General features: G+C 60.4%; 22 protein-coding genes. 9 read left to right on the plus strand and 13 right to left on the minus strand.

Annotation, left to right across the window (positions count from 1 at the left end):
- The first annotated feature begins 361 nt into the window (after nt 1-361).
- Nucleotides 362-832 carry a hypothetical protein gene (locus J5289_RS04105; RefSeq protein WP_209182613.1) on the plus strand — a complete coding sequence of 157 codons (471 nt, stop codon included), beginning with the start codon at nt 362-364 and terminating at the stop codon, nt 830-832.
- Between the two features lie 26 nt (nt 833-858).
- Here J5289_RS04105 and J5289_RS04110 read toward each other — a convergent pair whose 3' ends face one another.
- Both J5289_RS04110 and J5289_RS04115 read right to left on the minus strand, forming a co-directional pair.
- The gene (locus J5289_RS04110; RefSeq protein WP_209182614.1) at nt 859-2,130 is read right to left on the minus strand and encodes an ATP-binding protein; all 1,272 of its coding nucleotides are present in this window, start codon (nt 2,128-2,130) and stop codon (nt 859-861) included.
- Nucleotides 2,127-2,858, minus strand: a complete 732-nt coding sequence (locus tag J5289_RS04115) for a response regulator (protein ID WP_209206775.1) — start codon at nt 2,856-2,858, stop codon at nt 2,127-2,129. The genes J5289_RS04110 and J5289_RS04115 overlap by 4 nt, the downstream gene beginning before the upstream one ends.
- A 203-nt stretch (nt 2,859-3,061) precedes the next feature.
- On the opposite strand from J5289_RS04115, the gene J5289_RS04120 reads away from it, so the two are divergent.
- Both J5289_RS04120 and J5289_RS04125 read left to right on the plus strand, forming a co-directional pair.
- Entirely contained in the window at nt 3,062-3,499 is a 438-nt protein-coding gene (locus tag J5289_RS04120) for a hypothetical protein (protein ID WP_209182615.1), read from the plus strand.
- A gap of 132 nt (nt 3,500-3,631) precedes the next feature.
- Nucleotides 3,632-3,892, plus strand: a complete 261-nt coding sequence (locus J5289_RS04125; protein WP_209182616.1) for a DUF2934 domain-containing protein — start codon at nt 3,632-3,634, stop codon at nt 3,890-3,892.
- 93 nt (nt 3,893-3,985) lie between these two features.
- On the opposite strand, the gene J5289_RS04130 is transcribed toward J5289_RS04125, so the two are convergent.
- The 3 genes from J5289_RS04130 to ubiE all read right to left on the minus strand — a co-directional run bounded on the left by J5289_RS04130 (nt 3,986) and on the right by ubiE (nt 7,166).
- Nucleotides 3,986-4,663, minus strand: a complete 678-nt coding sequence (locus J5289_RS04130) for a spermidine synthase (protein WP_209187312.1) — start codon at nt 4,661-4,663, stop codon at nt 3,986-3,988.
- 87 nt (nt 4,664-4,750) lie between these two features.
- Nucleotides 4,751-6,325, minus strand: a complete 1,575-nt coding sequence (ubiB, locus tag J5289_RS04135; protein WP_209206773.1) for a 2-polyprenylphenol 6-hydroxylase — start codon at nt 6,323-6,325, stop codon at nt 4,751-4,753.
- 64 nt (nt 6,326-6,389) lie between these two features.
- Nucleotides 6,390-7,166 (minus strand): bifunctional demethylmenaquinone methyltransferase/2-methoxy-6-polyprenyl-1,4-benzoquinol methylase UbiE, encoded by a 777-nt coding sequence (ubiE, locus tag J5289_RS04140; RefSeq protein WP_209182618.1) that lies wholly within the window; start codon nt 7,164-7,166, stop codon nt 6,390-6,392.
- Nucleotides 7,167-7,341: 175 nt separating this feature from the next.
- On the opposite strand from ubiE, the gene mutM reads away from it, so the two are divergent.
- The 4 genes from mutM to dnaA all read left to right on the plus strand — a co-directional run bounded on the left by mutM (nt 7,342) and on the right by dnaA (nt 11,921).
- Nucleotides 7,342-8,232: a bifunctional DNA-formamidopyrimidine glycosylase/DNA-(apurinic or apyrimidinic site) lyase gene (mutM, locus tag J5289_RS04145; protein WP_142823834.1), complete on the plus strand. Its 891-nt coding sequence runs from the start codon at nt 7,342-7,344 to the stop codon at nt 8,230-8,232.
- Nucleotides 8,233-8,247: 15 nt separating this feature from the next.
- On the plus strand, nt 8,248-9,021 hold the full coding sequence (locus tag J5289_RS04150) for an enoyl-CoA hydratase (RefSeq protein ID WP_209182619.1): 774 nt from the start codon (nt 8,248-8,250) through the stop codon (nt 9,019-9,021).
- Nucleotides 9,022-9,225: 204 nt separating this feature from the next.
- Complete coding sequence (gene rpsT / locus J5289_RS04155) at nt 9,226-9,501, plus strand: 30S ribosomal protein S20 (RefSeq protein WP_142823836.1); 276 nt, start codon at nt 9,226-9,228, stop codon at nt 9,499-9,501.
- An 860-nt stretch (nt 9,502-10,361) separates the two neighbouring features.
- Nucleotides 10,362-11,921: a chromosomal replication initiator protein DnaA gene (dnaA, locus tag J5289_RS04160; protein WP_209182843.1), complete on the plus strand. Its 1,560-nt coding sequence runs from the start codon at nt 10,362-10,364 to the stop codon at nt 11,919-11,921.
- 91 nt (nt 11,922-12,012) lie between these two features.
- Here dnaA and J5289_RS04165 read toward each other — a convergent pair whose 3' ends face one another.
- From J5289_RS04165 to rph, 5 genes are all read right to left on the minus strand, one after another.
- Nucleotides 12,013-12,516 carry a cysteine hydrolase family protein gene (locus J5289_RS04165; RefSeq protein WP_209182620.1) on the minus strand — a complete coding sequence of 168 codons (504 nt, stop codon included), beginning with the start codon at nt 12,514-12,516 and terminating at the stop codon, nt 12,013-12,015.
- Between the two features lie 160 nt (nt 12,517-12,676).
- Entirely contained in the window at nt 12,677-13,876 is a 1,200-nt protein-coding gene (gene hemW, locus J5289_RS04170) for a radical SAM family heme chaperone HemW (RefSeq protein ID WP_257623407.1), read from the minus strand.
- Between the two features lie 15 nt (nt 13,877-13,891).
- Nucleotides 13,892-14,536 (minus strand): RdgB/HAM1 family non-canonical purine NTP pyrophosphatase, encoded by a 645-nt coding sequence (gene rdgB, locus J5289_RS04175; protein WP_209182622.1) that lies wholly within the window; start codon nt 14,534-14,536, stop codon nt 13,892-13,894.
- A 12-nt stretch (nt 14,537-14,548) separates the two neighbouring features.
- Nucleotides 14,549-14,962: a VOC family protein gene (locus J5289_RS04180; RefSeq protein ID WP_209182623.1), complete on the minus strand. Its 414-nt coding sequence runs from the start codon at nt 14,960-14,962 to the stop codon at nt 14,549-14,551.
- Between the two features lie 16 nt (nt 14,963-14,978).
- Complete coding sequence (rph, locus tag J5289_RS04185) at nt 14,979-15,695, minus strand: ribonuclease PH (RefSeq protein ID WP_111216399.1); 717 nt, start codon at nt 15,693-15,695, stop codon at nt 14,979-14,981.
- A 163-nt stretch (nt 15,696-15,858) separates the two neighbouring features.
- Between rph and hrcA the strand changes: the two genes are divergently transcribed.
- Nucleotides 15,859-16,947, plus strand: a complete 1,089-nt coding sequence (hrcA, locus tag J5289_RS04190; protein ID WP_209182624.1) for a heat-inducible transcriptional repressor HrcA — start codon at nt 15,859-15,861, stop codon at nt 16,945-16,947.
- A gap of 125 nt (nt 16,948-17,072) precedes the next feature.
- Nucleotides 17,073-17,708 (plus strand): nucleotide exchange factor GrpE, encoded by a 636-nt coding sequence (grpE, locus tag J5289_RS04195; protein ID WP_209182625.1) that lies wholly within the window; start codon nt 17,073-17,075, stop codon nt 17,706-17,708.
- A gap of 276 nt (nt 17,709-17,984) precedes the next feature.
- Here the strand turns inward: grpE and ptsN are convergent, their stop codons facing one another.
- From ptsN to rpoN, 3 genes are all read right to left on the minus strand, one after another.
- On the minus strand, nt 17,985-18,449 hold the full coding sequence (gene ptsN, locus J5289_RS04200; RefSeq protein ID WP_111216405.1) for a PTS IIA-like nitrogen regulatory protein PtsN: 465 nt from the start codon (nt 18,447-18,449) through the stop codon (nt 17,985-17,987).
- Between the two features lie 67 nt (nt 18,450-18,516).
- Nucleotides 18,517-19,092, minus strand: coding sequence for a ribosome hibernation-promoting factor, HPF/YfiA family (gene hpf, locus J5289_RS04205; RefSeq protein ID WP_142823841.1), 576 nt, complete (start codon nt 19,090-19,092; stop codon nt 18,517-18,519).
- Nucleotides 19,093-19,335: 243 nt separating this feature from the next.
- Nucleotides 19,336-20,898, minus strand: coding sequence for an RNA polymerase factor sigma-54 (gene rpoN / locus J5289_RS04210; protein WP_209182844.1), 1,563 nt, complete (start codon nt 20,896-20,898; stop codon nt 19,336-19,338).
- Nucleotides 20,899-21,053 lie beyond the last annotated feature (155 nt).

Raw genomic sequence — 21,053 nt, forward strand, 5'->3', positions numbered from 1 at the left:
GAAAAGCCAGCTTCGCCAAGATGTGGGGCATGGTGACGAAGCTGGCCGATCGATGCTAATCAGGAAGCAGCGAACCACCAAAATTTACAGCACTGCGCGGCAGAAACATTTCCAAGCATTGCTGAAAGAAGGTCATTCTGCGGAAATTGGTGTCTCAATATGCCCGCCTCTTTTACTGTTGACCCGACATGCGTTCATGACAGCTATCTCAGTTGGTTAAGTAATTGATTTAAATTACTAATAATCAATATCCTGAGGCGCGTCGAAAGTGCGGTTGCAAAGGAGCCAAAACGGGCCGTTTACCACCGCTTAATTGAACGCGCGCGAACGTGATGTCTCAATTCATCACGGGGGTAGCATCATGGTCAGCGCGGTCTCGAGTTCCACAATCTCGCTCTTTACGGCATCAACGACGTCTTCTTCGTCTTCCTCCTCGTCTACCGGCGCGAGCGACGAGACGACCATCAAGGCGCAGATCGCGGCCAAGAAAACGGAGCTAGCCGATACCAAGGATGCCGACGATGCCAACGCGTTGAAAGCGGATATCGCGACATTGCAGGCAAAGCTCGACAAGATCGAGGCCGCAGCCACCGCAAGCGCGCAGTCCGGCACGGCTGCTGGCGGCAAATCTGGCGGCACACAGTCATCCGCTACTGCGGGTCCGGCTCAATCTGTTGCGTCCGCCAAGGCAACACCGTCCGATAGTGCAACGGCAAACAGCACCAGCGCGGATGACGAGGCATCGTCGCCGATGTCCGGCGAAAGCGACCGTATAGGCACCACCAACTTCACCGCCGATACAAGCTTCGGCCAGCGCACGGCCTACGTCTGAAATGGCAGTGTGTGGGGCAGCAAGCCCTAGGACTGCGCCTCCTGTAAGGCGGCCGCCTTGAATGTGATCACCTGAGCAAGGCCGCCTGTGGTTCTGTTGCGAACCGCAATCTCGCCATCGAAGCGGGAGATGATTTCCTTGGCGATTGCCATCCCGAGCCCCGCGCCAGGGAAGGATTTCTGCCGGGCGATGTCGATCCGGAAGAATGGCTCGAACACCTGGCTCAGTCGCTCCTCGGGAATGCCCGAGCCTGTATCGTTGATCTCGACCTTGGCAATGCCATTGGTCGCGGTCACCGAAACGGTGGCGGATTCACCGTGGGTAGCAGCATTGATCAGCAGGTTTCTTAGCGCCCGCGTCAGGGCCAGCGGCCCGACACGCACAATCGTCTGCTCTGTCGTTGCCACCGAGACATCCATGCCGATTGCCGCCAGTTCGTCGACGATATCCGTGACGACAAGATCCAGCCTGATGTCCTGAAGGCTGTCGTGATTGACTTCTTCCCGTACGAGGCCGATCGCGCTGTCGGCGATCTGGTCGAGTTCCTCCAGGTCGGCAAGCCATTTCCGGCGCTCGATATCGTCGGCGATGAACTCGGCACGCAAGCGCATCCGGGTCATCGGCGTTCTAAGGTCATGGCCGGCTGCAGCGACCAGCCGCATGCGGCTTTCCGTGGCGCGCTTGACCTTGGCCGACAACCGGTTCAGCACCTGCGCCGTCACGCGGATTTCGCCAGGACCTGTTTCCGGTACATGCGGCAGCGTTCCATCCGGGCCGATCTCGCCCAGCACTTTCTCCAGCAGGCGCAACGGTTTGATGATTTTCGAGGCGGCGACGATGGAGATCACGACGCTGCCGGCGACGATGAGGCTGAGCCAGCCGATGAGAATTTTCCAGCCGCCAGGCGGCGGGCCGAAATTCGGCATCGGCACCAGTAGCCATTTTCCGCTGGCAAGCTTGATCGATGCCGTTGTGCCGGCTGTCTCATCCTGTCTGGTGACGAAGGCTTCCAGCGGGTCGCCGGTACGGCTCAGTCCTTCCGTCAGGAAATTGGAAAAGCGCTCATCGCGCTCACCTGCGGCAGGTTCATCAGAGATCACCATGCCGCGGGATGCCGCTTCTTCGGCGTTATGCTCGGCGACATTGGCAAGCCAGTGCATCTGCCGCGCCACGGGGTCCATGGTCTCCTCAGGCCTGGGCCCACGCATGACAAGCGCTGCGGCCAGCGACGAGGTTATGACGACCAGCACGATGGCGGTTACCAGCAGCAGTGCAAGGCGCGTACCGAGCGATTTCATGCCTCGCCCTTTACGGCTGTCACCGGAACGACGAGCTGGTAGCCGCCGTTGCGGATCGTTCGGAAAATCGGCATGTCCGGCGTCTCGCCGAGTTTTCGCCTAAGGCGGCTCATCAAAACGTCGATCGACCGGTCGGCCGGATCGCGGTCACGGCCCTGGGTGACATCGAGCAGTTGGTCACGTGACAGAAGGCGCCCGGAACGCTCCAGGAATGCCTTCAGCAGGTCGAACTCGGCGCCGGTCAGGCCGATGATCTCGCCGGTGTCCCGGGTGACGCGCCGCAACTGCGGATCGAGCTTCATGCCTGCGAACTCGTAACTCTGGCGCTGGGGCTCGGTTTCTGCTTCGTCGTTGGAACGGCGCAACACGGCGCGGATGCGTGCGGCCAGCTCGCGTGGATTGAAAGGCTTGCCGAGATAGTCGTCGGCACCAATCTCCAGGCCGAGAATCCGGTCGATATCTTCCTTCAGCGCCGTCAGCAGGATTACCGGCACCCGCGGCCGTCGGCCCCAGAGATCGCGGCAAAGGTCGAGCCCAGAGCCATCCGGCAGCATGACGTCGAGAACCAGCAGATCGGGGGTGCGGCGGCTCATCGCCTCGTTACAGCCGCGCAGATCGCCGGCCGTCGATACCCTGAACCCCTGCTCTTCGAGATAACGGCTGAGCAGCGTCCGGATTTCATGGTCGTCGTCGACGATGAGGATGTCGGGGGAAGCATTGTTGTTCATGATCAAAAATCCAGTTCAGCAAAGCTTTATACAAACCGGGCGGTATGAGAAGGGCATCGACAACTGCGGCCAGCCAGAAAATAGCAGGGACGGCCAGGTTCACAAAAAATCCTTTTGCGAGAAAAGTTCAGACATCTAGGGAAAGGTGCCGTTCACACGCCATGGTTAGCGTCTGCACCATAGAAGCGAATCAAGGAGCGGAAATGCGCCATTCCCACGATCTTTCAGACACGTCACTTGGCCATGTCAGCCATGTTTCCAATGGCGACGCCGATCTCGTTGACCTCTGCTCCCGGATCCGGACGGCAAGCGGCTCCTCTGCCAGGGAGTTGCCGGCGTTGGTGCTGCGTTATCTGGCAAGCAGCCTGCATCGGATCGAAATCGACATCTATGTCGAGGAGTGCCTGCCGATGGTTTGCGACGCATCCCATGCTTTCGTTCGCGCTATGGGTACGTTCAGCCCGCGCAAAGCCGATGACAGCCTTGTGGAGCAGAGCCGTATGCGGCTGATAGAAGCTCTCGAGACGCTGGCCGACGAGATCAGGCTTTGCAAGATCCGCACGGCACCTTTTGCGCACATCGGGCAGCGGCCGATTGGCCAGCAGGACGTGGACGACCGGTCTCTGGCCTCGGCAAGGTAGGTTTTTTGTATCGCTCGTTGCCGGTCAGTGATCTGCGTATCCGGTCCTAAAACCGTTGATCCGGGAACTTCTTCCCGTCCTTTTGGTTTATCGCTGCCGAGAGGCAGTTTTTGCCAAGAGGAGGAAATGACTATGCAAGACGACCGCGAACAGCAGATCAGGGACCGCGCGTACAGCATCTGGGAAGAGCAGGGACGCCCCCAGGGTGAAGACATGCGCCACTGGCTACAGGCTTGGCAGGAAATCTCGAACGCAGATATCCCGGCGGAAGATGCCAACGCAATGACGCTTCCCGATAGCGCCGAAGCTACCATCAAAAAGCCAGCGGCCGCTAGTGCCCGCCACGGCAATGGCGCTACACAACCCAAAGCCAGCCGCAAAAAGAAGTCCTAAACAGGCGGCGATGAGGGGCTCCGGCGCCGTCGCGCCATGCGATTGAATGCCGGCTAATGATCTATCATTGCGCCTCTCCCGTCGAACCAGCTCCTACTGCGATTTGACGGCTATCCAGATCATATGGCGGGCGCCGCCACGTTTGCCGTTAGCGCGCGTGGCTACTTCTTCCGCAGAAAACCGCGCGTCCCGCAGCCGTTTGGTAAAACGCGTGTCGGGACCAGAGGACCACACTGCAAGAACACCGCCGGGGCGCAGGGCGTCACGGGCGGCGAGCAAGCCCTTCCTATTGTATAACCCGTCATTGGCCGCGTGAGTCAACCCATCCGGGCCGTTGTCGACGTCGAGCAGGATGGCGTCGTAGCTCTCGCGGCCGCTCTGGATAGCGGCGGCCACATCTCCCTCGTGGACCGCAACGCGTGGATCGTCGAGGCTTCCGGAGAAAATCTCTGCCATCGGGCCGCGTGCCCATGCGACCACGGCCGGCACAAGCTCCGCCACGGTCACCCGGGCATCGCTGCCGATCGCACCCAGTGCCGCCCGCAATGTGAACCCCATGCCGAGCCCGCCGATCAGCAGGTGCGGCGACGGCCGAGCGGCAATCCTCTCGCAGGCAAGTGTTGCCAGGGCTTCTTCGGAGCCGCTGAGCCTGCTGTTCATCAGTTCGTTGCTGCCGAGCATGATCGAGAACTCCCGGCCTCGTTGCTTCAGCCGCAGCTCGCCGCCACCGTTGGGGATGGATGCGGTATCAAGCAGGGTCCATGGGATCACAGGGCGGCTCTTCGATGTTGGTCGCGTTGATGGTCAGCGATGCCGGCGTCCGGCTACGGCGTCGCAGCTGCTCAGCCAGGCCGCTCGCTAGCTCAGTTTCCAGGCAATGTAGATCAGCGTCAGCGCGATCAGCCAGAGGGCCAGGCGACCAGACCGCGTGTGGCGCGCCTCAGCCTTGCCGATCGCCTCGGCGGTCTCGTTGTCGAAGCGCAATCCGTTCTGGCTCATGGCCAGCAGCTGCCGGTGGAACAGCTCGGTCTTGGCGGCGATTTCGGGCACGGCCTCGGCCAGTTTGACCCCGGCCTTCAAGGCATCCTGCAGGTCGCCGATAATGCGTTTCGGACCGAGATTGTTGCGGATCCATTCGCCGACGACGGGCTCCGACGCCTTCCACATATTGAAGCGCGGATTGAGCATGCGGGAGACGCCCTCGACCACGACCATGGTCTTCTGCAGCATCACCAGTTCGGGTCGCGTTTCCATGTCGAACAGCTCGGTCACCTCGAACAACAGGGTCAGCAGCTTGCCCATCGAGATCGTTTCTGCCGGCTGGCCATGGATAGGCTCGCCGATGGCTCGGATCGCCTGGGCGAAGCTCTCCGTGTTGTGGTGGGCCGGTACATAACCCGCCTCGAAATGCACTTCGGCGACGCGCAGGTAATCGCGGGTGATGAACCCGTAGAGGATTTCCGCGAGGAACCGCCGTTCCTTCTTGCCCAGACGACCGACGATTCCCATATCGACGGCAACGATGATGCCCTGCGGATCGACGAAGAGATTGCCTGGATGCATGTCGGCATGGAAAAAGCCATCGCGCAGCGTGTGGCGCAGGAACGACTGGATAAGCGTGTCTGCAAGGCGGTTGAGATCATGTCCGGAAGCGCGCAGCGCATCGACATCGGACATCTTGATGCCATCGATCCACTCCATGGTGATGACGTCGCGACCGGTGCGCTCCCAATCGACTTTCGGGACGCGGAAGCCTTCGTCGCCTGCGGTGTTCTCTGCAATTTCCGACAGTGCCGAGGCTTCCAGCCGGAGGTCCATCTCGACCCTGGTCGTCTGCTCCAGCGCCTTCGTCACCTCGACAGGGCGCAGCCGCCGGCTCGAGGGGACGAACCGTTCCTGCAAGCCTGCCACCAGATACATGACGGCGATATCGTTGGCGAAGCGCTGGCGCACGCCCGGCCGTATGACCTTGATCGCCACCTTGCGAAGGCCATCGGCCGTCCTCACCTCGGCCGGGTGCACCTGTGCGATCGAGGCTGCGGCAATCGGTTCGCCGACGCTGGCATAGAGATCGTCGAGCGACCGGCCCAGCGAGCCTTCGATATTGGCCTTGGCGGCGGCCATCGGAAAGAACGTCATGCTGTCCTGAAGCTGCGAAAGGTCATTGGCAAATTCGATACCGACGACATCCGGCCGCGTTGCCAGGAACTGGCCGATTTTCGCATAGGAAGGTCCGAGCCGCTCGACTGCCTTAGAAAGCCTGTCGCTGCGCGCCTTGGTTTTCGAGCGGCGGCGGGCAAACAGCGCCACGAAGGACTTGGCGAGGCTGACCGATGGCGGCAAGCCTTCGGAGGGTAGGGCCTCGACAACGCCTTCCCGCACCAGGACCCAGCCAACCCGGATCAGGCCAAAATATCCGCCGAAAGAGCTCATGCTGTTGTTTCTCTGTCTGCTGCGCCGGGCAGCGCCAGCTTCTGGACCTCTGTCCGCCCCATGCCTAGAGCTTCCAGCCGGAATGCAGTGCCGCAATGCCGCCGGTGTAGTTGGTAAAGGTGACGCGACTGAAGTCGGCCTGGCGGATCATCGTTGCAAAGTCCTGCTGGTTGGGAAACTTGCGGATCGACTCCACCAGGTACTGATAGGGCTCGGCCTCGCCGGTAATGGCCTTTCCAAAGCGCGGAATGGCGTTGAACGACCATGCGTCGTAGACTTTGTCGAGCAAGGGCAGGTCGACCTCGGAAAATTCCAGCACCAGCAACCGGCCGCCGCGCTTCAACACCCGGTGGGCTTCCTTCAACGCCACGTCGATGCGCGGCACGTTTCGGATGCCGAAGGCGATCGTATAGGCGTCAAAACTGTTGTCTTCGAACGGCAGGTCCTCGGCGTTGGCTTCGACGAAAGTCAGGTTCTCCGAAATCTTCTTTTTTTCGGCGCGGTCGGCGCCGACCGCCAGCATCGAGCCATTGATGTCGAGCACGGTAGCGTGGGCCAGCTTGCCGGATGCCTCAACGATACGCAAGGCGATATCGCCCGTGCCGCCAGCAACATCGAGCACCTTGTAGGTCGCGTCCTTGCGCGGATGAAGGGCTGAAATCATCGCGTCTTTCCAGGCGCGGTGCAGGCCCATAGACATGACATCGTTCATGACGTCGTAGCGTTTGGCGACCTTGTGGAACACGTCGTTGACGAGGGCTTGCTTTTCGCCTTCAGCCACGTCGCGAAATCCGTAGGATGTCTCCATGCCGCCATCGGCGGCGGTGCGGCTCTTTGCCATCACTCAACTCCCTTATCTAAATCGCCGCCGGCTGTGGCGAAAATGCTGGTGCCACGCTATCTGACTGGCTGATGCCACGGCACGTTGTCGTTGGTTTAGAACATGGCCGCTGGAAAGCAAAGCGCATTTGGTCGCGGTCCCTGCTGCTGCTGGTCACACCTGAAGATGGATTGTCATGCCCGAATTACCAGAGGTCGAAACCGTGCGGCGTGGCCTTGCCCCGGCGATGGAAGGGGCAGTGATAGAGCGGCTGGAGCTGCGCCGGGGCGACCTGCGCTTTCCGTTTCCGCTAGAATTTGCAGCATCCATAGCGGGCCAGCGGATCGCATCCCTTTCGCGCCGCGCCAAGTATCTGTTGATCGATCTTGACAACGGCATGACCGTCGTCGCCCATCTCGGCATGTCCGGCTCGTTCCGCATAGAGGCTGGGGAGGCGGCCGTTACGCCCGGCGACTTTCACCACCCGCGCTCCAAGAACGAGGTTCACGATCACGTCATCTTCCATCTGGCGCGCAATGGCGAAGCCATGCGTGTCGTCTACAACGATCCACGGCGTTTCGGGTTCATGGATATCGTTGCCCGGGCGGAGATGGCTGCACACCCTTTTTTCCGTGATCTCGGTCCCGAGCCGACGGGCAATGCGCTGAGCCCGGAAGGGCTGGCAAAGCGGTTTTCCGGCAAGGCCCAGCCGCTGAAAGGCGCGCTGCTCGACCAGAAAACGATTGCCGGCCTCGGCAATATCTATGTCTGCGAAGCTCTCTGGCGGGCTCACCTGTCGCCTTTGCGTGCCAGCGGAACATTGTCGACAAAGACCGGCAAGCCGCGCGAGACGCTGGTGCGGCTGGTGGCCTGCATACGTGACGTCATCGCCGATGCGATCGCTGCCGGAGGGTCGTCGCTGCGCGATCATATCCAAACGGACGGTTCGCTCGGCTATTTCCAGCATTCCTTTTCTGTCTACGACCGGGAAGGCGAGGCTTGCCGGACAGAGGGCTGCGGCGGTAAGGTCGGCCGAATAGTCCAGGCCGGCCGCTCTACCTTCTATTGTGCCACCTGCCAGAAATGATGCGAGGAGATGTCGATGGCCTATGAAACCCTGATCGTCGAAACCCACGACGCCGTCGGCCTGATCAGGCTCAATCGCCCGCAGGCGCTGAACGCGCTGAATTTGACCATGCTCTCGGAGTTGAAGACAGCCTATGCGGCTTTCCACGCGGACGACGCCATCGGTGCCATCGTCCTGACAGGCTCGGACAAGGCCTTCGCCGCCGGCGCCGATATCAAGGAGATGCAGTCGCTGGACTTCGTCGATGTCTACAAGAGCGACTTCCTGGGCGGCTGGGACGAGATCGCCAAGGCACGCAAGCCGGTGATCGCGGCCGTTGGCGGCTTTGCGCTGGGCGGAGGCTGCGAGCTCGCAATGATGTGCGATTTCATCATCGCCGCCGAGACTGCAAAATTCGGGCAGCCCGAGATCACGCTCGGCATCATCCCCGGCATGGGCGGCTCCCAGCGCCTGACGCGGGCTGTCGGCAAGGCCAAGGCCATGGACATGGTGTTGACCGGCCGGATGATGGATGCGGCTGAGGCCGAAAGGTCGGGGCTGGTGGCGCGCGTTGTACCGGCCGAGGCGCTCGTGGAAGAAGCGCTCAAAGCCGCTGCGAAGATTGCCTCGCATTCGCGTCCTTCCGTGCTGATGGCCAAGGAGGCTGTCGGCCGCGCCTTGGAAACGACACTGGAGGAAGGACTTCGCTTCGAGCGTCGCCTGTTCCAGAGCCTCTTTGCCACCGAAGACCAGAAGGAAGGCATGGCGGCTTTCGTTGCCAAGCGTAAGCCAATGTTCAAAAACCGCTGATGCTAAAAGCGCCGGTGGAAAACGCGCTGCTGATTGGTTTTTGGCGAAACCGCGTTGACGGACCTCCGCTTTAAGGCTATATGCCCGCCACAGTTTGGAAAGCCTATCTGGTTTTCCGCGATTGCTCCCGCATTGCTGGATGACAGGACCACACGGTCCGGCACGACGGTGACGGGACTTTGTTCGAATTCTAGAGAGGCATACATGGCCAATACAAGCTCGGCAAAAAAGGCGACCCGCAAGATCGCTCGCCGCACAGACGTCAACAAGGCGCGCCGTTCGCGCGTTCGTACTTTCGTTCGCCAGATCGAAGAAGCAATCGCTTCCGGCGACGTGGCTCTGGCAACTGCAGCCTTCAAGGCTGTCGAACCAGAACTGGCACGCGCTGCCAGCAAGGGCGTGGTACCGGCCAACACGGCATCGCGCAAAGTCTCGCGTCTTGCCAAGCGTGTTAAGGCTCTGTCGGCTCCTGCCGCTTAAATTACAGTAACGATTGCAGCGTTTAGCTCCAAGCCCGGTCCTTAGCCGGGCTTTTTGGATTCGGATTTTTTCCACCGCCTGATGACGGCAGCATGTCTGATTAATGTCTTTCCTGTGACACGAAAAGAAGTTGTAAATCAGAGGCTTGGCTCAATTGCATAAGGTGAATTGCGGCTTTTTCTGACAAATTCCGCCGCTCACTGAGTCAAGAACTTTATTATTTTTTTTGATTCCAGACGTGTCGAATTTGCATCAGAGGTGAATCCCCTTGATTCAAAAGCGATTCTTTTTTGACAGGGGCGTGACAGCCAAAATTGGCTCCCGGAGTCAATGGCAAACCCTCCGACAAGCGCAAAAATGCCCGTTGATCTTGGCAGCCGATCCTGCCTAAATGATTTCCAACAAGGGGCACGGCTTAATCCGAAACGGCTTTGGCGAACGCTGCCAGTTCAGGCAGGGTGGATAGTTTTGTTTCTTGTGGCGGAGCGTTAGTTTCCGTTTTTTCATAAAGTTGACGCGTTCGGACAAGATGACAGCAATGTCTCCTGACGGCCGACGTGTGTCCTGATGGCACGGTCCATATGCCGGATTGTCAGGAGCTGTGACAAGATTGAACAGCCACTCTGGCGGGTCGGTCGGTAAGCGAGGACCGAGAGACTGCGCTTGGGCGAGACGATCGAAGACGGGGGCCGCTTGAGTGCGGTGTTCGTCACAGGTCTTGCGCTGGCTCTATGAGGAGCTGTGGAGAATAAACGATGCGCGATGCGATGACTCAGTGCGAGCCGGACCCCGCCATCAGACGAGATAATATCGGGCGGCGTTCCTTCGCCCGACATGACGAGATTCTGGAAGGCGGCGAAATGCAGATGAATACGATGACGACCGGTGCACTGGCGAAAAGCGGCGACGGTGCGCAGCAGGCGTTGAGCTCGGTTTGCCTTGAAGTGGCGGGAGACAAAGCAGACATGAAGCATAGTGTACTGTTCGAGCGTGTGAGCGCACGTTTGAAGGCGCAGGTCGGTGCCGACGTTTATGCCAGCTGGTTTGCCCGTCTCAAGCTGCATTCGGTGTCGAAGAGTGTCGTCCGCCTGACGGTACCGACCACGTTTCTGAAGTCATGGATCAACAACCGCTACCTGGATATGATCACAAGCCTGTTCCAGGCTGAAGATGCCGAAATCCTCAAGGTCGAAATTCTTGTCCGTACCGCCCAGCGGCATGGCACAAAGGCCCCTGCGGCTGACGAGCAGGTCGTCGTGCCAGATACGGGCGCCGTGGCCCCGATGCGCCGCCAGACCGCCCAGGCGGCAGGCCAGGCCGTCGCCCAGGCTGTCAATGCCGCTGGCGCTGCCCGCACGCCGAGCTTCGGCACACCGCTCTTCGGTTCGCCGCTCGATCCTCGCTACACGTTTGACACCTTCGTCGAAGGCGGTTCCAACCGGATCGCGCTGGCCGCAGCCGAAACCATCGCGGAAGCCGGTGCCGGTGCCGTGCGCTTCAACCCGCTGTTCCTGCATTCGAGCGTCGGTCTCGGCAAGACCCACATGCTGCAGGCGATCGCCAACGCTGCCGTGCGCAATCCGCGCGCCCTCCGGGTCGTTTACCTGACGGCGGAATACTTCATGTGGCGCTTTGCCACCGCAATCCGCGACAATGATGCGCTGACCCTCAAGGATTCGCTGCGCAACATCGACCTTCTAATCATCGACGACATGCAGTTCCTGCAGGGCAAGATGATCCAGCACGAATTCTGCCATCTGCTGAATATGCTTCTCGACAGTGCCAAGCAGGTCGTCGTTGCCGCCGACCGCGCTCCCTGGGAACTTGAATCGCTCGATCCCCGCGTCCGTTCGCGCCTGCAGGGCGGCGTTGCCATCGAACTGGAAGCACCGGATTACGAGATGCGCCTCGAGATCCTCAATCGGCGGCTGGCCGCTGCCCAGGTCGAGGACCCGTCGCTTGAAATCCCGGCAGAACTGTTGTCGCACGTTGCCCGCAGCGTCACCGCCAGCGGCCGCGAGCTGGAAGGCGCCTTCAACCAGCTGGTTTTCCGCCGCTCCTTCGAGCCGAACCTGACTGTCGAGCGCGTCGACGAGCTTCTTGCTCACCTGGTAGGGTCCGGCGAGCCGCGTCGTGTGCGCATCGAAGACATCCAGCGCGTTGTCGCCCGTCATTACAATGTGTCGCGCCAGGAGCTGGTCTCCAATCGCCGTACCCGAGTCATCGTCAAGCCGCGCCAAATCGCCATGTATCTGGCAAAGACCCTGACACCTCGTTCATTCCCGGAAATCGGCCGTCGCTTCGGCGGACGCGATCACACGACCGTGCTGCACGCCGTGCGCAAGATCGAGGAACTGATCTCCGGCGACACCAAGCTGTCGCATGAGATCGAGCTGCTGAAGCGCCTGATCAACGAATAGTCATCTAGGCGGCATAAATCGAAACGGCCGGCGAAAGCCGGCCGTTCTGTTGTAAGATACGCTCTTGGACGTTGCCAAGCGTTCTCCGTCATCATTTCCAAACGTCCGCGGCGACCAGCACCGGAAGTTTTGAACCGAGCGCGTTGAGCGCGATACGGTGAACGGTTTCGGTGGGCGCGGTGCAGAGATCGCCGATCACCTTCACCACCATTCCGTCTGCAGCCCTCGACATCGCGGTGAAGACGACACAGTTCTGCGTCATCATTCCGCAGATCAGTAGCTCGTCAGTGCCGTCTAGATGTCCGGCAAGGTCGGTATCCTGAAAGGCATCTGCACTGCTTTTGATGACGACAGGCGCATTGTCTGCAGCCTTCAGGACATTGTCGCGAATGGCTGCTCCGGCCCCGTCCTTTGCAAAGAGACCGGCGCTCGCTGCCGAAATGTGCTGGACCAGCACCACCTTGTCGCCGGCAGCCCTGGCTTTCGCTATCGCCGAGAGAATGTTGCTTTCGGTTTCGTCCGCTTGCCACAGGGGCAGGGCACCTCCCGAAAAATAATCATTTTGAATGTCGATGACGAGAAGGGTGCGGTCCATCCTGGAATTCCTTTGCAGGTCTGGAGACATCCCTCGGGGATACCAGACGTTTCAGCAGCTTTGGTAGCGCGGGCGCGTAGCGTTCATGTCAAGGAGTGGAGAGATGGGTATCGACCTATCGGGCAAAGGGTTTCTTCTCCCGATCAGGCTTGGCTATCCCTTAGCACGCCAGATCGGCCACCACGGAATCCAGGATCAGCATGCCCGCCGGCGTGCAGCGCAGGCGCGAATTGCCGATGCGCTCGATAAAGCCGTGCTCGAGCAGGAACTCTTCGCGCTTGGGATCGGGATCGCGGCCCGAAAAATGCCGCCATCGAACGAGGTCGATGCCTTCCTTCAGCCTGAGCCCCATCAGCAGCAGTTCATCGGCCTGCTCGTCGTAGCCAAGCATTTCCTGCTCGAGGATGCCGTGGCCGTCGCGCTCGACCATGTCGAGCCAGCTTTCAGGCTTGCGCTCGGTCGCCGTCGCCAGCTTGTCGCGGCCTTGCGTCAGCCGCCCGTGGGCGCCGGGGCCTATGCCCGCATAGTCGCCATAGCGCCAGTAGGTCAGGTTGTGGCGGCTTTCGGCGCCGGGGCGGGCATGGTTGGATACCTCGTAGGCCGGCATCCCCTCGCGCTCGGTGATCTCCTGCGTCGCCTCGTAGAGCAGCGCCGACTGGTCGCCATCCGGCACTACCAGTTTGCCGGCCTTGTGCAGGCCAAAAAACGGCGTGCCTTCCTCGATCGTCAACTGATAGAGCGACAGGTGATCGACAGCGTACGACATCGCCTGTTTAAGTTCGCGCTCCCATTCCTCAACCGTCTGGTCGGGGCGGGCGTAGATGAGGTCGAACGACATGCGCGGAAAGATGTCCCGCGCGAGCCCGATGGCCTTCAGCGCATTCTCGGTGTTGTGCAGCCGGCCGAGAAATTTGAGGTCACGGTCGTTCAGCGCCTGCACGCCGAGCGAGACGCGGTTCACACCGGCAGCCCGATAGCCGCGAAAGCGCTCGGCCTCGACGCTCGATGGATTGGCTTCAAGCGTAATTTCGATCCCATCCGGCACGTGCCAATGGGTGGCAATGCCGTCGAGAATGGTGCCGACCGTTTCCGGCGTCATCAGCGATGGCGTGCCGCCGCCGAGAAAGATGCTGGTGACCGTCTTCGCGCCGCTGATCTGGCGCATCGATGCCATTTCCCTAAGAAAGGCGGCCGTAAAGCGCGGCTGGTCGACCGCCTGATGACGGACATGGCTGTTGAAGTCGCAATAGGGGCATTTGGCGGCACAGAACGGCCAATGCACGTAGACACCAAAACCGGGCTCGCCGGTATCGGGCAGGAGAGGGGCGTCACGCAAAAGCGCGCTATGCGAATCGACAATGTTCACCGGACGATCCTACGCTTCCAGCCCGGTTTCGACAAAGCGCTTGAAGGCGCGTGCCCGGTGCGACAGTGCTTCCGGGTCACCGGGCTTCCAGCCGTGCTTTTCCTGCGCCGTCATTTCGCCGAATGTCGCGTCATAGCCTGATGGCTGGAAGATCGGATCGTAGCCGAAGCCGGCCTCGCCACGCGGCGGCCAGACGATCGTGCCCTCGACTTCGCCGCGGAAAAGCTCGGTGTGTCCATCCGGCCAGGCGAGGCAGAGCACGCTGACGAAATGCGCGCTGCGCTTGTCCGCCGTCGTTGCGCCAACCTTCTGCAGGGCCGTCTCGACCTTCTGCATCGCCATCGCAAAATCGCGGCTGCCGTCGGCTGTTTCGGCCCAGTTGGCGGTGTAGACGCCGGGATCGCCGCCGAGCGCATCGATCACCAGGCCGCTGTCGTCGGAGAGCGCCGGAAGGCCGGAGGTCTTGGCCGATGCCAGAGCCTTGATGCGGGCATTTTCCTCAAATGTCGTGCCGGTTTCGTCGGGTTCGATGAAGCCAAGTTCGGCAGCAGATTTGGCAACAAACCCCATCGGGCCGATCAGGTCGGCGATTTCGCGGATCTTGCCGGCATTATGGCTGGCAACGACGATGGTCTTTGTTTCGAGCTTGCGCATGCACTATTCCTGTCAGATCGCCCAGAGGCCGGGTTCGGCGCATTCCAGACTGTTGCCCGCGGGGTCGCGGAAGTAAATCGACCGCGCTCCGTTCGGCCAGAGAAAATCGGCTTCGATGGCGACGGCAGCGGCTGTCAGGCTTTGCACCATCCCGTCAAGCTGGTCGGCAGCGACGCGAAAGCATGCATGTCCGCTTCCTGCTGTCCCGTGGGATGGCACCGGCAAGGCCCCCGCCGGCGCAGGCTTTACCGTTTCCGCGCGATTGAAGATCAAAAGCACGCCGGGTCCGCAGCGAAAGAAGACATGCCGATCACCCTGACGGGTAATCCTGGGCAATCCCAGGATCGTCCCGTAAAAGCTATCCGCCTCGTCGAGATCGTCCACGTAGAGCGCCGTTTCGAGAATGCCGTCTATTGCAACGGGCATCTGGTATCTCCGTCGATCAGCCGATCGCCTGCTTTTGCATCGCGACGAGCTCGGTGCAGCCATTCTTGGCGAGGCCGAGTAGCGTCAGGAATTCTTCTTCCGAGAATGGCTTGCCTTCGGCCGTGCCCTGGATCTCGACTATACCGCCGGAGCCAGTCATTACGAAGTTGGCGTCCGTCTCAGCCGAGGAATCCTCGAGGTAGTCGAGGTCGATGACCGGCTGGCTGGCAAAGATACCGCAGGAAATGGCAGCGACGTGATCCTTGAGGACCCGGTCGAGCTTGATCATGCTGCGGCCTTCCATCCACTTGAGGCAGTCGTGCAGCGCGATCCAGGCGCCGGTGATCGACGCGGTACGGGTCCCGCCATCCGCCTGGATGACATCGCAGTCGAGGCTGATCTGGCGTTCGCCGAGGGCCTGCAGATCGACAACGGCACGCAGCGAGCGGCCGATCAGGCGCTGGATTTCCTGAGTGCGACCGCTCTGCTTGCCGCTGGCGGCCTCGCGCTTCATACGTTCGCCAGTGGCGCGGGGCAGCATGCCGTATTCGGCGGTCACCCAGCCCTTGCCACTGTTGCGCAGCCATGGCGGTGTCTTTTCTTCAAGACTTGCCGTCACCAGAACATGGGTATCGCCGAACTTGACCAGGCACGAGCCTTCGGCGTGCTTGGAGAAGTTGCGCTCGAACGAGACCTTGCGCATCTGGTCGGTTTTTCTGCCTGAAGGCCGCATGTTATACTCCTGATGGTGTTGCACCGCTTCTACGATTGACGGCCCGCTTTTGCAAAGAAAAAGCGGCCTGCGCCGGCCGGCCGCCGATGATGGCATTTTCCTTTGTCATTGCGGGATGAGCAGCTATACTTGGAAAGGATCAATGTAGGGGCACCACGGCGAAATGGGATTTTTGACATCGTCGATTTCGGACGCCGTTTCGGCACTCGACGAAAGATCGAAGGAAGTTTTTCGTCGCATCGTCGAAAGCTACCTCGAGCATGGCGAGCCGCTCGGTTCGCGCAGCCTGTCGAAACTGCTCCCGATTTCGCTCTCGCCAGCCTCCATCCGCAACGTGATGAGCGATCTCGAAGAGCTCGGCCTTATCTATTCGCCGCATATCAGCGCCGGCCGGCTGCCGACCCAGATCGGCCTGCGGTTCTTCGTGGACGGTTTCATGCAGGTCGGCGATCTCTCGGCCGAAGACCGCGCCACGATCGACCGGCAGATCCGCGGCAGCAACCGCGACCAGCCGATGCAGTCGGTAATGTCGGGAGCCAGCCAGATGCTCTCGGGCATTTCGCGCGGTGCCGGTATCGTCATCACCAACAAGAGCGATCCGGTCCTGAAGCATGTCGAATTCATCCGCCTGGAGCCGACCAAGGCGCTGGCCGTGCTCGTCGGAGACCACGATCAGGTGGAAAACCGGATCATCGAGCTACCCGCCGGCATCACGTCGTCGCAGTTGACGGAGGCGGCCAATTTTCTGAACGCCCACATGACCGGTCAGACGCTGCCGACGTTGCGCAAGCAGCTCCAGACCCTGAAGAACGACGTGCGCCACGAACTCGACGTGCTTTCGCAGGATCTGGTCGAGCGTGGCATTGCTGTCTGGTCCGGCGACGACGACGCCAGCAAGCCGGGACAACTCATCGTCCGCGGCCGTGCCAATCTGCTGGATGGCCTCGCCGATGCGGCAGATCTCGACCGGCTGCGCATGCTCTTCGATGATCTAGAAAAGAAGGACAGCCTGATCGAACTGCTCGATCTGGCTGAAACCGGCCCGGGCGTGCGCATTTTCATCGGTTCTGAAAACAAGCTGTTTTCGCTGTCAGGCTCGTCGCTGATCGTTGCGCCGTACCGCGACGGCGACGATAAGATCGTTGGTGCCGTCGGCGTTATTGGCCCGACGCGACTGAACTACGCCAAGATCGTGCCGATGGTCGATTATACCGCCCAGCTGATTTCACGCCTTTCGCGCAACGGATTGTAGCGCCTCCCCATTCAATCGCGGCGATTGCCGGCAAATCGCCGCTTCTTCATCGGCAAGCCTTGATTTTTCGAAGTCAAACCTCGATATCGGGCACATCCTAGAGACCACGCAATTCGGAGACCGTCATGATCGTCGACACGACCAATGATACACACGACGCAACGCCCAACGAGAACCTCGAAGAGTTCGCGCCTGATGTGGACGATGCTGCCGAGACAGCGCCGTCGGAGCCGGATCCCGTCGAGGTCCTGAAGGGCGAAAATGCCGAGCTTCGTGACCGCTACCTGCGGCTTGCTGCAGAGATGGACAACCTGCGTCGTCGCACCGAGCGGGAAGTCAAGGATGCCAAATCCTATTCCGTCGCAGGCTTTGCGCGCGATATGCTGGCTGTCTCGGACAACTTGCGCCGCGCTATCGATGCTATCCCGGCCGACGTCCGCGAAAATGCCGATGCGGGCCTGTCGACGCTGATCGAAGGCGTCGAGATGACCGAACGCTCGATGCTGTCCACCCTCGAGCGCCATGGCGTCCGCAAGCTCGAGCCGGTCGGCCAGAAATTCGATCCGAATTTCCACCAGGCAATGTTTGAGATCCCCAACACGGAAGTGCCGAACAACACTGTCGTGCAGGTCGTACAGGATGGCTACAGCATCGGCGAACGCATCTTGCGCCCGGCAATGGTAGGCGTCGCCAAGGGGGGTCCGAAGGCCGTAGATGTGGAAGTCGGCGCCAACAGCCCGTTCGACGAAAAAGACGCCTGATTTGCAGCAGCCTGAATGCCAGATTTCAATGGCAATTGGCTGCTTTCCAGTCCTTCTCATCCCCGCCCTCGCGGCGGGGATCGACAATGCCTTTAGGCGACGCGGGCATCTCTTGCCATCTCAACGCTCTACAACCGCGCAGCTGCACGATTGCTTATGGCCTGTGGCAGGCAAAAAACTGAGGTTGGGATGCGCCTACCGAGATGCATTTCAGCCGTAGGGATTGGCGCGAGCCTTTGGTTCAGGCCCGCGCAGTTTTGCGCGGCACGAGAAACGTCACGCCGCGTTAGAGGCCTGTTCCTCGTTGAGGAACGCGTAGATCGCCGAGGCTGATTCGGTGGCCCTGAGCTTGGCGACGAGATCCTGGTCTCGCAGCACGCGGGCGATGCGCGAAAGCGCCTTCAAATGGTCGGCGCCGGCGCCCTCGGGTGCAAGCAGCAGGAAGACGAGATCGACCGGCTGGTCGTCCAGCGCTTCGAAGTCGACGGCTGAATCCAGCCGCGCGAAGACGCCGGTGATGGTCTTGACGCTTGGCAGCTTGCCGTGCGGGATGGCAATGCCATTGCCCACGCCCGTTGAACCGAGACGTTCACGCTGCAAGATTACTTCGAAGATATCCCGTTCCGACAGTCCCGTCAGCTTGGCGGCCTTGGCCGCCATTTCCTGAAGCAACTGTTTCTTGGAATTTGCCTTCAAGGCAGGGATGATCGCATCTTGCTGCAGCAAATCTGCCAAAGCCATTCTTTTTTCCTCGTGTGCCGGGATGCTCCCGAAGAGCGGCGGCGGAACCGCCGCTCTCCGTGCTGTCTCAGCCCTTGATGCTGGCTGCGTCTATCCAGCCGATGTTGCCGTCATGACGACGATAGACGATGTTCAGTTCCTTGCCGGTGCTCCGAAACATCAGCACCGGTTCGTCGGTCATGTCGAGCGCCATAACGGCCGACGCAACCGACATCGTCTTCAATTGCTTCGAGCTCTCGGCGATGATTGCGGGCGCGAAATCCTCGGCGACCTCATGGTCTTCATCCGGCATGCCGTCCATCACGGTGTAAGCGACTTCACCAAAAGCATCGTCTGCCGGATTGGTAGCGTGGTGATCCTTCAGGCGGCGCTTGTAGCGGCGCAGGCGCTTCTCGATCCGCTGCTGTGCGGCATCGAAGGCCAACTGCGGATCCATCGCTTCGCCGGCCGCGTGCAGGATGACGCCGCTGTCGAGATGAAGCTTGCAATCCGCCGCGAAGCGCGAGCTGGACTTTTGCACCGTGACCTGCCCCGAATACCCTCCGTCAAAGTATTTGGTGACTGCCATATCGATCTGCTCTTCGATCCGCTGACGGAAGGATTCGCCGATTTCCATATGTTTACCGGATACACGCACACTCATGGAGTTTCCCTTTTTGTAGTGGTTGCGCCTGTCAGCTTACGCCAAGCGTCCTTCTCATCCAAGCACTTCGCACGATCTTTGACAAAAAGCCTGGGTCGCCGACATGCGCTTAAAAGCGAGATTCCTGTGTGTGGTGATGCCTTGCACCGATTGCGGCGGGCTTCTAGCGCTGCCGCATGGAAGAGTCAACAGGCTCGCCGCGAACCCAAGCAGATGAACACCTAAAGGTTGAAATTCGAGGCTCTAGAAGCCTGCAACCCTGGCCAGTGCACGCTTTTCGCGGCGACGCTGCACGGAGGAGGGGATGTTCATGGCCTCCCGGTATTTTGCCACCGTACGCCGTGCGAGCTCGACGCCATTCTTCTTGAGGTTGTCGACAATGTCGTCGTCCGACAGCACGCTGTCGGGAGCCTCCTGGACAATCAACTGCCGGATGCGATGACGCACGGCCTCCGCAGAATGGCTGTCGCCGCCCTCGACGGCGCTGATCGAGACGGTGAAGAAATATTTCAGCTCGAACAGTCCGCGCGGCGTTAGCATGTATTTGTTGGAGGTGACGCGGCTCACCGTCGATTCGTGCATCTTGATGGCATCCGCAACGGTCTTGAGGTTCAGCGGCCGCAGCTGGCTGACACCGTTCACCAGAAATGCGTCCTGCTGCCGGACGATTTCCGTCGCCACCTTCATGATCGTCTTGGCACGCTGGTCGAGGCTGCGCGTCAACCAGTTCGCGGTCTGCAGGCATTCGGACAGGAAAGAGTAGTCGTCACCCGTCTTCGAAATCTTGGCGAAGTAGGACTGGTTGACCAGTACCCGCGGCAGGGTGTCCGGATTGAGCTCGACCTGCCAGCTTCCGTCCTGGGCCGCACGGACGACGATGTCGGGCGTAATGGCTTCGGACATGCCGGTCTCGAAGCTGCTGCCGGGCTTCGGGTTAAGCTGGCGGATCTCGGCCATCATGTCGAGAAGATCTTCCTCGTCCACGCCGCAGAGCCGTTTCAGCGTTGCAAAGTCGCGCCGGCCGAGGAGCTCCAGATGCTGCAGAAGCTGAGCCATTGCCGGATCCAGCCGGTCCTTCTGTCGAAGCTGTATCGCCAGGCATTCCGAAAGCGACCGCGCAAAGACGCCGGGCGGGTCGAGGGTTTGCAGGCAGGCCAGCACGCGCTCGACCTCCGCGCATGCGGTTCCGACGCGCGCAGCCGTCTCTGCGACTTCGCCGCGGAAATAACCGGCATCGTCCAGCTGATCGACCAGATGCTCGGCCAGCATCCGGTCGGCGCTGGCTGGCAAAGCGAAGGGTATCTGCTGGTTGAGATGGTCGCGGAGCGAAATCTGGCCGGCGACGAAGTCGTCGAGATCGTAGCGTTCGGCTGCCTCGGTGTTGCCGGGCATCGACTTCCACTGGCTGACGAGTTCGGGCGCGTCCAGGCGCTGCGGCTGTCCGTCGTCGGGAAAGACATTGCTGAAATTGCTGTCGAGCTCGTCGTTCAGCCGTTCGGCATGGCCGGTGTTGCTGCTCTCGTACCAGTCGCTTGCAAGCTCGCCAGAGTTCCGCTCGGCGCCATCTTCACTCCGGCCATCCTCGGAGACGCCGCGTGCCTCTTCTTCAGGCTCGCGGCTGTTACCGCTGCCCAATTCGCCGTCATTCGATGAAAATTCGAGCAGCGGATTCTTTTCGACTTCCAGTGCGATGAACTGGTTGAGCTCCAGATGTGTCATCTGGAGCAGCTGAATGGATTGCATCAGCTGCGGCGTCATGACCAGACTTTGGCTCTGGCGCAGGAAAAGATTGGCGGACAAGGCCATGACGGACGCAAAACTCCCCTTCAATCCCTCCTGGAAAACGCTGTTATCGCTTAAAAGCGGTCAGCCTTTTCCAACTGGCCCAAAAATTGCTTTTTTATTGGGTTTGGTCAAGGGCATGTCGGGGGCAGAGGCTAATTTCTGTGCCAGAATAATCT

Origin of the sequence: Rhizobium sp. B230/85 (genome assembly GCF_019355735.1) — a bacterium.
Taxonomy (GTDB): domain Bacteria; phylum Pseudomonadota; class Alphaproteobacteria; order Rhizobiales; family Rhizobiaceae; genus Rhizobium; species Rhizobium rhododendri.